Origin of the sequence: Paraburkholderia sp. SIMBA_027, assembly GCF_046535315.1 — a bacterium.
GTDB lineage: Bacteria > Pseudomonadota > Gammaproteobacteria > Burkholderiales > Burkholderiaceae > Paraburkholderia > Paraburkholderia tropica.
Window position 1 is genome coordinate 1 of the sequence record NZ_JAWRWY010000605.1, and the last position, 271, is coordinate 271.

The following is a 271-nucleotide window of genomic DNA, read 5'->3' on the forward strand; positions in this document are numbered from 1 at the left end:
CTGGAATTCGTCCACCAGGATATTGGTAAAACGTTCGCGGTAGTGTTGCAGGATATGCGGCTTGTTAAGCCACAACTCGTGAGCGCGCAGCAGCAACTCGGCGAAGTCCACCAGACCCGCACGATCGCACGCTTCCTGATACGCCTGATACACCTTCTGCCAGGTCTGCTCCACCGGATTACCGTAGCTTTGAATATGATGCGGACGCAGGCCTTCATCTTTCTGGCTGTTGATGTACCACATTGCCTGGCGCGGCGGCCACTGCTTCTCG

1 protein-coding gene is annotated in these 271 nt (G+C 56.1%); it reads right to left on the reverse strand.

The features are described from left to right. Positions 1-271, reverse strand: a 271-nt coding sequence (locus SB764_RS40430; RefSeq protein ID WP_410866816.1) for a UvrD-helicase domain-containing protein, incomplete at both ends; no start/stop codon positions are given.